Below are 9,319 nucleotides of genomic sequence, written 5' to 3'. Positions count from 1 at the left end.
CCACATCCGCTGGGAAGCCTAGGGGCCCGTGCACTCGCCGTTCAGCTCCGCCACATCCGCTGGGAAGCCTAGGGGCCATCAGGACCGCGATCCGTGCAGGCGGCAACGGCGGTGATCGCGGGGACTTCCGGCCCCACGGGACGGCCCGGTCAGTCGGGCGAACGCACCGCGGTGAGCTCGGCGGCGGTGTCCGCGGGCTGCCGCGGTACCTCGAGGGAGGTGCGGAGGCGGCCGGGGAGCAGGGTGGCAGCGAGGGCGACGGCGGCGAGGCTGATACCGCCGCAGGTCCACAGGGTGATGTCCATCCCGTGGACGAACGCGGCGTGCACGGCCGCGAGGAACGCGGGATCTCCCAGGTGTCTGGCCGTGGCGGCGCCGGAGCTGACGCTTGCCCGGGCCGCCTCGACGGAGCCCGGGGGCAGGCCCGCGGGGCCGGGGTGCGCGCCAAGGTGGGCGTCAAGGTGGGAGCGGTATCCGGACAGGGCGAGGGTGCCGAGGATGGCAACGCCGATCGAGCTGCCGAGCTGACGAAGCGCGTAGACGGTGGCCGAGCCGGCACCAGCGCGGGCGGCGGGCAGGGAGCCGACCGCGGCCATCATCGCGGTCGGCAACGCGAGGCCCAGGCCGGCGCCGAACAGCGCGAGCCAGCAGCCGGTGAACGCATAGCCGGAGCCGACGCGGGTCAGAGCACCGAGGAACAGGCCCGCTGCCATGCAGAGGAAGCCGAGAGTCACCGGAGCCTTCGGTCCGGTCCGCTTGGCGATCCTGGTGGCGAGCTGCAGGCCGACGGTCATCGCACCGAGCATGGGCAACAGCCGCAGGCCGGTGCCCAGCGCATCGGCGCCGAGGACACCCTGCAGGTACTGCGGCGTGTTGAACAGGACCCCGAACATCGCGAAGCTGACAAGCGTCACCAGCACCGTGCCCGAGGTGTAGCCGCGGTCGCGGAACAGCCCGAGGTCGACGAGCGGGTCCCGCGTGCGCGCCACCCGGCGTTCCAGCAGCACGAACAGGCCCAGCGCCAAGATCCCACCGAGGAGCAGGCCGACCGTGCCTACCGCACTCCAGCCGCGGTCGCCGGCCTCGACGAAGCCACACGTGACTCCGATAATGCCGACCCCGGAGACGAGCACGCCCCACAGGTCGAGCCGGGAGGCCGCGGGGTTCGAGGACTCCGGCAGTAGTGCGAGCACCGCGACCAGGCCGACGGCCGCCACCGGGACGTTGACCAGAAACACCGACCCCCACCAGAAGCTGTTCAGCAGCAGGCCGCCGACGATCGGCCCCAGCGGGATGCCGATCATCGTGCCGAGCGTGATGATCGCGATGGCACGCGGACGTTCGTCGGGATCGAACAGGGTGAGCAGCGCGGCCACGCACAGCGGGATCAGAAACGCCGCGCCGACGCCGAGCACCGCCCGCGCGGCGGTCAGGGTGGCCGGCGAGTCCGCGTAGGCGCACCACAGCGAGCCACCGCCGAAAAGGATCAGCGCGGCGAGGATCATCTTCTTCCGGCCGTACCGGTCGCCGAGCAGGCCGGCGGGCAGCAACACGGCGGCCAGCACCAGGTTGTACGCGTCAGTGATCCACTGCAACTGGCTGGTGGACGCGTCCAATGCCGTACTCAGTGTCGGCAGCGCCGTGTTGAGGACCGTCGTGTCCAGCCCGACGGCCAGCAGAGCCAGGGTCAGCGCGCCCAGGGCCCACCAGCGTCCCGCATTCCGTTCCCCCACAAGATCCCCCTTTAAGAGACGGCGTGCATCTTGGAGGAAGGGTACGGTTGCCAGATAGGAAACACAACGAACCTTAAGGCTGATCATGTCCGCTGCCACCCCCGACCACGTCAACCACGATCAGGCCAGCCACGATCAGGCCAGCCACGTCGACGTCGACCACGATCAGGTCGACCACGGACTGGCCGTTCACGGGCGACCTTTGGTCGCCGGGCCGCGGAAGGCCGGGGGGGCCCGCGTCGGCTCCCGGCGGCGGGGAGCGGAGCTGGAGCAGGCAATCTTCGGCGCCGTCTGGGAGGAACTCGCCACGTTGGGATACGCCGGGCTGACCATCGAGGGAGTGGCAGCACGGGCGCGGACGAGCCGGACCGTCATCTACCGCCGCTGGTCGACGCGGGCGCAGCTCGTCGTCGCCGCCATGTCGCAGGGCCTTCCCCAGCCGACGGCCCTGCCCGACACCGGGGACCTGCGCACGGATGTGATCACTCTGCTGGTGCGGCTCGAACGCCGCTTCGAGAACCTGCCCGCCGATGCGCTGAGCGGCCTGATGTTCGAAGTGCTCCAGGATCCGGAGGCGATGAAGATCCGCGAGCAGGTTGTCCAGCCGCAGTGCACCGATCTCATCATGATTCTGATGGGGCGGGCCGCGGCCCGAGGTGAGATCGACCCCAGAATGATCAGGCCGCGCGTCGCCAGCCTGCCGAAGGATCTCGTCCGCAACGAGTACCTGACCAGGCCGGGCGGCGGTCACGTCCCAGAAGCGGTGATCGCCGAGATCGTCGACGAGATCTTCCTCCCGCTCGTCCGCCCGACCGGTCCCGCCATCCGCCGGCCGGACGATCCGCCGCCCACAGCACCAGAAGAAGCGGCCAGACAATCGTGATCCGGGGTGTTGCCGGGGACCGCTCTCGGAAAAGCACGATCCGTTTGCGCACCCTATTGGCCGATCCTGCTTCGTGATGGACCAGCGGGACGACGTGGCCGGCGCTACCTTGCTAGCCGTAACACTACTTACCCCGTCAACCAGGGAAGATTCTCGTCGGCGACCGTTTCCACCGCCGTCCCGCGGCTGAGACGGAACGCCTGTTGTCCTCACGGTCACCCGGGCACCGTTGGCCAGAAATGGCGTGTTCGCGCGTTGTTCGTCTGGCCGACGTGCCAGGGGTGGCCGAATTCCCGGGTCCGACTGCCCGAATCCGCGACCGCCCTTCGATCATCTTTCCCGCCGACACGCGCCGACGTGCGCGCCAGGGCACCCGCAGAAAGGTCGGTGACGCAGTGGACGGCCAGCCAGTCGTACTCGGCGCGACGGCGACGGACGGTAGCGGTCCGCCATCCGCGCCGACGGGCGGTCAGCCTCGCCGCACGGCACCTCGCCGCACGACGATCAGCAACGAGTACGTGCACCGGCTCCAGCGCCGGCACTTCCTGCTCTTCGACGTACTGCCGGTCCTGGGCACGGCGGCGGCACTCGCCCTGCTCGCGGTGCATCCGATCACCCTTGTCGACGTTGCACTGCTGGCGGCGATGTGGGCGGTCACCCTGATGGGCGTCAGCGTCGGGTACCACCGGTTGTTCACCCACCGCTCGTTCACGGCGACCCCGCTGCTCGGGCTGGTCCTCACGGTCTGCGGCTCGATGGCCGGGCAGGGCGGACTGGTGTCCTGGGTGGCCATCCACCGCCGCCACCACGAGCGCAGCGACCAGGAAGGGGACCCGCACTCACCGAACCTCGCCGGCGGCGGATTCGCCGGCCGGATACGCGGACTGGCCCATTCCCACTTCCTGTGGATGCGCCGCCACGAGTACCCGAACGTCGTGCACTACGCACCGGATCTGATCGCCGACCGCCGGCTGATCTCGGTCGCCCGGCACTACCACGTCTGGGTTCTGCTCGGACTGGCGCTGCCGGCCCTGGTCGGCGGACTGGTCGAGTGGAGCTGGTACGGCGCGGTCGCGGGCCTGCTGTGGGGCGGGCTGGTGCGGATGTTCGTGGTGGAGCATCTCATCTGGGCGATCAACTCCTTCCTGCATTCCTTCGGAAGCCGGCCGTTTCGGACCCGGGAGAACAGCCACAACAGCGGACTGCTCGCGCTGCTGACGTTCGGCGAGTCCTGGCACAACAATCACCACGCGTTTCCCGAGTCGCCGTCGTTCGGGCTGCGCTGGTACCGGCTCGACCCAGGAATCTGGACCATCCGGGCATGCGCGGTGCTCGGCCTCGCCAGCGGGCTGAAGACTCCGTCGGCCCGCCGGCTGGCCACCCGCGGAAACGGCTCCACGCGCGGCAATGTCGCCATTGAGCAGGCCGTCGCCATTGAGCAGGCCGTCGCCGTCGAGCAGGCCGTCGCTGAGGAAAGGGCATCATGATGCACAGCCAGGAATCCATCGCGCGGTGGTGCCAGTCGTATCTTGCCGGCGTGCTCGGCACCTCGGCGGAGCAGATCCTCCCCGATGCGTCCTTCGACCGGCTCGGCATCGACTCGGCCATCGCCGTCTCGTTGCTGATCGAGGTGGAGAACGAGTATGGCGTCGATCTGCCGCCGGAGGCGCTGTTCGAAAACCCGACGATCAACGCCGTCGCCGCCTATCTGTACCCCCGGGTCGGGGCAGGCGCCGCATGACCACCGCGGCGGACAACCGGCGGGCCGAGGACAGTCTGCGGACCCAGGACAGTCGGCGGGCCCAGGACGCCATTCGGTACCACTATGATGTCAGTAACACGTTCTACCAGCTCTGGCTCGACCGGTCTCTGGCCTATTCCTGCGCCATGCCGGTCGGCCCGGACGATTCACTCGAGCACGCCCAGCAGCGCAAGCTGGACTTCCACCTGGACGCCGTCGGCATCGGCCCCGGGACCGGTCCGAGCACGCGGGTGCGCTCGCTGCTCGATATCGGCTGCGGCTGGGGTGCCGTCCTACGGCTGGCCCGTGACCGCGGCGTCCCCCGGGTCGTCGGGCTCACCCTCAGCGACGAGCAGGCCGCCTATCTCGGCGCGGACGGCGACTCCGGCTTCGAGGTGCACACCCGCGACTGGCGGGACTTCACCCCGGACGCCCCGTTCGACGGGATCATCTCGATCGGCGCGTTCGAACACTTCGCCCGGCCGGAGGACACCGCGGCGGAGAGGATCGAGCGGTACCGGGAGTTCTTCCGCCGCGCACGGGACTGGCTCACCGACGACGGCGCCCTGTCGTTGCAGACCATCGCCTACGCGAACATGCCCCGGGAGAAAGCCAGCACGTTCATCCAGGAAGAGATCTTCCCCGCCGCCGAACTGCCGACGCTCGCGGAGATCACCGCCGCGGCCGAGGGCATCCTGGAGACGAGGCTGGTGCGCAACGACCGCCTGGACTACGCGTGGACCTTCGAGCAGTGGGCCGCCCGGTTGCGGGCTCACCGCGACGAGGCCCGCGCGCTCGTCGGCCCGGAGGTCGTCGCCCGCTACGAGCGCTACCTGCGCATGAACGCGCTCGGCTGTCGGATGGGCAAAATCTGCCTGTATCGGCTGGTGTTCCATCCGTACTCCCGCGCCTACTTCCGGTCTGACCGATGACCGCAGGGGACCTGATCGCTCCCACCACCGGGACGGCGGGAGCCGCGGGGGCGGCACGGGTGCGGTTCAACCCGTTCGGCGCCGAGTTCCGACGTGACCCGTATCCGATGTACCGCCAGCTGCGCGAACAGCGGCCTGTGCACCGCACCCTCGGGATGTGGGTGCTCAGCCGGTACGCCGACGTGCGCGAGGTGCTGCGCGACCGGACGTTCAGCGCCGGGGTGATCCCACGCCAGATCGGCCGGCAGGCGGCCCGCCTCGGCGTGGCGGACACCGGCCGCGTCGAACGGCTGAGCCTGTCCTCGCTGGTGTTCACGGACGAGCCGGCGCACGGGCGCCTGCGCGCGCTGGTCAACCACGTGTTCACCGCGTCGGCCGTCGACGCGCTGCGCCCGGGCATCGCCGCGACCGCCGACCGGCTGCTGGCTCGGGCCGAGGCCGGCATCGACGGTGTGGCTGAGCGTGGCATGGACGCGGTCGCCGACTTCGCCGCCCCGCTGCCGGTGGCAGTTGTCTGCGACTGGCTGGGCCTGCCCGCCGATGTGCGGCCGCAGATCGGCGGCTGGACACACGACATCCGGTTCATCCTCGAACCCGGCCTGATGCGCCCGGGCGACCTCGTCCGGGTCCGCCTGGTGCTCGACGAGTTCATGGCCGTGCTGGGCGAGGTGATCGCCGATCGCCGCAGGAGGCCGGGCGAGGACCTGATCAGCCGACTGCTGGCGGCCCGCACCGGCGGCCGAGACCGGCTCGACGACGCCGAGATCGCCTATGTCGGTGTGATGTGCTTCGTCGCCGGGCTGGAAACGACGACCAGTCTGCTCGGCAACACGCTGCTCGCGCTGCTGACCCATCCGGCTCAGGATGCGCTGGTACGCCACCGCCCCGAGCTCGCCCGCGCCGCTGTGACCGAGGCGTTGCGCTACGACCCGCCACTACAGCTCACCAAGCGGCTGGCCACCCGCGACGTCGAGATCGGCGGCGAGCGGGTGCCGGCCGGCGCCGAGGTCCTGCTCTGCCTCGGCGCGACGGGGCGTGACCCGGCCGTCTTCGCCCGACCGGACGAGTTCGACATCACCCGGCAGGCGCGCGAACACCTGGGGTTCGGGCACGGCATGCACGGCTGTCTCGGCGGCGCGCTCGCCCGGGCGCAGGTCGAGATCGCGCTCGAGCACCTGTACCGACGCACCGGCGTGCTCCGCCTCGCTCCGCCCGCCGATGGTCCGGCCACGGATCGTTCGGCGGTGACCCTGGGAACGAGCCATGGAGAGGGACGGTCGTGGCAGGACCACAGCTTCATCATCCGAGGTCTGGCGAGCCTGCCCGTGACGTTCCGATTCCGGGACGCGTCGTGAGGCCGCCCGGGCGCTCCTGGCTGCGCGCCGAACCCGCGGGCCCGGGCTCGACCCGGCTGCTGCTGCTGGCGCATTCCGGGGCCGGCGCCGCGTCCTTCACCCGGTGGCTGGGACTGTTCGGGCCGGGCATCGGACTGGTACGGGTCCAGCTGCCGGGCCGGGAGGACGCCGCCGCCGAGACCCCGGCACGGCGGCTGCCGGGCGTCGTCGATCCGCTGCTGGCCGAGCTCACCCCGCTGACCAGCGCTCCGCTCGCGCTGTACGGGCACAGCATGGGCGCCCTGGTCGCCTTCGAGCTCGCCCGCGCGCTCACCGCCGCCGGCACGGCGCCGGTCCACCTGTTCGTATCCGGGCGCCGGGCCCCGCACCAGCCGAACCGCCGCCCGCGCGTCGACCGCCTGCCCGACGAGGAGTTCGTCGCCGCGCTGGAGCGGATGGGCGCCGCCGAGCGGGTGGCCCGCACCGCGGCGTTCCTGCGCTACGCGATCCGGGTGACCCGCGCCGACCTGGAGCTGTCCGAGGAGTACGACTACCAGTCGTCGCCGCGGCTCGGCTGCCCCGTAACCGGGTTCTACGGCGACGGCGACCTGGTCGTCGACCGCGACCAGGTCGAGGCCTGGCAGGCGGAGACAGACGGGCCCTTCGCCCTGCACACCTTCCCCGGCACGCACTTCTTCCACCAGAGGCACCGGGAGGCCATCGCGCAGATCATGGGCGAGGCACTGGCCGGGTCGCCCGCGGCGGTGCAGGCCGTGCCGGCGGGGACGGAGGTGGCACAGTGAGCCCAGCGCCGACGCCGCTGCCCGACGTCCTGCGTGAACGGGCCCGGTGCCAACCGGACGACCGGGCGTTCGTCTTCCTCGACGAGTACGGGCAGGAGGCGCGCACCCTCACCTACGGCGAGCTCGACGCCCGAGCGCGGGCCGTCGCCGCCGCACTGGCCGACCTCGCCGCGGCGCCCGGCGAGCGGGCGCTGCTGGTCTTCGAGACCGGTCCGGACTTCCTCGCCGCCTACCTCGGCTGCCTGTACGCCGGGGTGGTCGCGGTGCCCGTCGTCCCGCCGCGCGCCGGGCATGTGCGGGCGGGAACCCTGGCGATCGCGCGCGACTGCGCGCCGGTGGCGCTGCTCGGTGAGGCGGCGCTGCTCGACGTGGTCGCCCCCGCGCTGGCGCAGGCCTGCCCCGGGCTGCGCCGGCTCGCCGTCGACCAGCTGGGCACCGTGTCCCCTCTGGAGGTCGAGACCCCCCAGCCGGACGCGCTCGCCTTTCTGCAGTACACCTCGGGCTCCACCGCCGCACCCAAGGGCGTGATGGTCACCCATGGGAACCTCACGGCCAACCTCGCCATGCTCACCCGGGCATTCCGGCACGACCCGGACTCGCCCTGGGTGGGCTGGACGCCGCTGTTCCACGACCAGGGGCTGATCGCCAACGCCCTGCACCCGCTGTACCTGGGCGCGCTCGGCGTGCTGATGACCCCGTCGACGTTCATCCGCCGCCCGATGCTCTGGCTGCGGGCGATCTCCCGGTACCGGGCGCAGACCAGCGGCGGCCCGAACTTCGCCTTCGACCTCTGCGTCACCCATGCCACCCGACGCCCGGCGGGCTCTCGCACCGGGCTCGACCCGGCCGAGGTCGACCTGCGCTGCTGGACGAACGCGTTCAACGGCGCCGAACCGCTGCGCGCGGGGACCCTGCGCCGCTTCGCCGAGACGTTCGCACCGTATGGACTGCGCCCACAGGCCCTGTGGCCGTGCTACGGCCTGGCCGAGGCGACCCTGATCGTGACCGGCAGCGAGCCGGGACGCGGCCCGCGCACGCTCGCCGCGGACCCGGACGCCCTGGCCGCCGGGCAGTGCGTGGCGTCCACCCGCGCCGACGCCCACGTCCTGATCGGCTCCGGGCAGGTTCCGCCGGACAGTGAGATCCGGATCATGGACCCGGAGACCGGTCTGCCCCGACCAGCAGGCGGGATCGGCGAGATCTGGGTCGCCGGGCCGCACGTCACCGCCGGCTACTGGCGACGTCCTGAGGCGACCGCCGCCGCGTTCGTGCGGACCGGCTCGGCCGCGTTGGAACGCCGCTACCTGCGCACCGGCGACCTCGGTCTGATCGTCGACGGCGAGCTCTACGTCGCCGGACGCCTGCGCGATCTGATCATCATCCGGGGCCGCAACCACTTCCCGCAGGACATCGAGTTCACCGTGACGACGGCCCACGCCGCCGCCCGTCCGAACGGCGTCGCAGCCTTCACCGTCCCCGGCGCGGGCAGCGACTCGCGGTTGGTCGTCGTGCTGGAGGTGCGGGCGACGCCGGGCGTCGACCTGGACGAGGTGGCCGGGGCGATCCGGGCGACGGTCCTACGCGAGCACGACCTCGCGATCGGCGAGGTGGTCCTCACCCGCCCGGGCGCGCTCCCCACGACCAGCAGCGGCAAGATCATGCGCGCCGCCGCCCGCAACCGTTACCTGAACGCCGAGCTCCCCGCCCCACGCCACCGTTCCGCACCGGCCACCGCCACGAACGCCGCCACGACCGGGCAGACAATCTCGTAAGGGAAACGCGCTCGTGGCGGGGGCGGGGGGCGGGGGCGGGGGGGGGGGGGGGGGTCCCCCCCGCGGGGCCCCGCGGGGTGGAGAGCGGGGCGCTGCCAGATGAGCCGATACTGCGCCCCCC

The 9,319-nt window shown here is 71.8% G+C and carries 8 protein-coding genes; 7 read left to right on the top strand and 1 reads right to left on the bottom strand.

The annotated features are described in order from the left end of the window. Positions 1-149 precede the first annotated feature (149 nt). Positions 150-1,733: an MFS transporter gene (locus tag MXD95_RS06690; RefSeq protein ID WP_250639667.1), complete on the bottom strand. Its 1,584-nt coding sequence runs from the start codon at positions 1,731-1,733 to the stop codon at positions 150-152. A gap of 85 nt (positions 1,734-1,818) precedes the next feature. Between MXD95_RS06690 and MXD95_RS06685 the strand changes: the two genes are divergently transcribed. The 7 genes from MXD95_RS06685 (at position 1,819) to MXD95_RS06655 (ending at position 9,198) form a co-directional block, all read left to right on the top strand. Beyond that, the gene (locus MXD95_RS06685) at positions 1,819-2,616 is read left to right on the top strand and encodes a TetR/AcrR family transcriptional regulator (RefSeq protein WP_250639666.1); all 798 of its coding nucleotides are present in this window, start codon (positions 1,819-1,821) and stop codon (positions 2,614-2,616) included. Positions 2,617-3,011: 395 nt separating this feature from the next. Next, on the top strand, positions 3,012-4,103 hold the full coding sequence (locus tag MXD95_RS06680) for an acyl-CoA desaturase (RefSeq protein ID WP_250639665.1): 1,092 nt from the start codon (positions 3,012-3,014) through the stop codon (positions 4,101-4,103). Beyond that, entirely contained in the window at positions 4,103-4,357 is a 255-nt protein-coding gene (locus MXD95_RS06675) for an acyl carrier protein (RefSeq protein WP_308301456.1), read from the top strand. Before MXD95_RS06680 ends, MXD95_RS06675 begins: the two co-directional genes overlap by 1 nt. Next, positions 4,354-5,289, top strand: coding sequence for an SAM-dependent methyltransferase (locus MXD95_RS06670; protein ID WP_250639663.1), 936 nt, complete (start codon positions 4,354-4,356; stop codon positions 5,287-5,289). The genes MXD95_RS06675 and MXD95_RS06670 overlap by 4 nt, the downstream gene beginning before the upstream one ends. Further along, positions 5,286-6,644 carry a cytochrome P450 gene (locus MXD95_RS06665; RefSeq protein ID WP_250639662.1) on the top strand — a complete coding sequence of 453 codons (1,359 nt, stop codon included), beginning with the start codon at positions 5,286-5,288 and terminating at the stop codon, positions 6,642-6,644. The genes MXD95_RS06670 and MXD95_RS06665 overlap by 4 nt, the downstream gene beginning before the upstream one ends. Then, complete coding sequence (locus MXD95_RS06660) at positions 6,641-7,426, top strand: thioesterase II family protein (RefSeq protein ID WP_250639661.1); 786 nt, start codon at positions 6,641-6,643, stop codon at positions 7,424-7,426. The genes MXD95_RS06665 and MXD95_RS06660 overlap by 4 nt, the downstream gene beginning before the upstream one ends. Beyond that, positions 7,423-9,198: a fatty acyl-AMP ligase gene (locus MXD95_RS06655; protein ID WP_250639660.1), complete on the top strand. Its 1,776-nt coding sequence runs from the start codon at positions 7,423-7,425 to the stop codon at positions 9,196-9,198. Before MXD95_RS06660 ends, MXD95_RS06655 begins: the two co-directional genes overlap by 4 nt. The last annotated feature ends 121 nt before the right edge of the window (positions 9,199-9,319 follow it).

It is taken from the genome of Frankia sp. AiPa1, from assembly GCF_023243075.1.
In the GTDB taxonomy this organism is placed as follows: domain Bacteria; phylum Actinomycetota; class Actinomycetes; order Frankiales; family Frankiaceae; genus Frankia.
The sequence above is the reverse complement of the archived record's forward strand: the minus strand, read 5'-3'. Positions and strand labels throughout refer to the sequence as shown.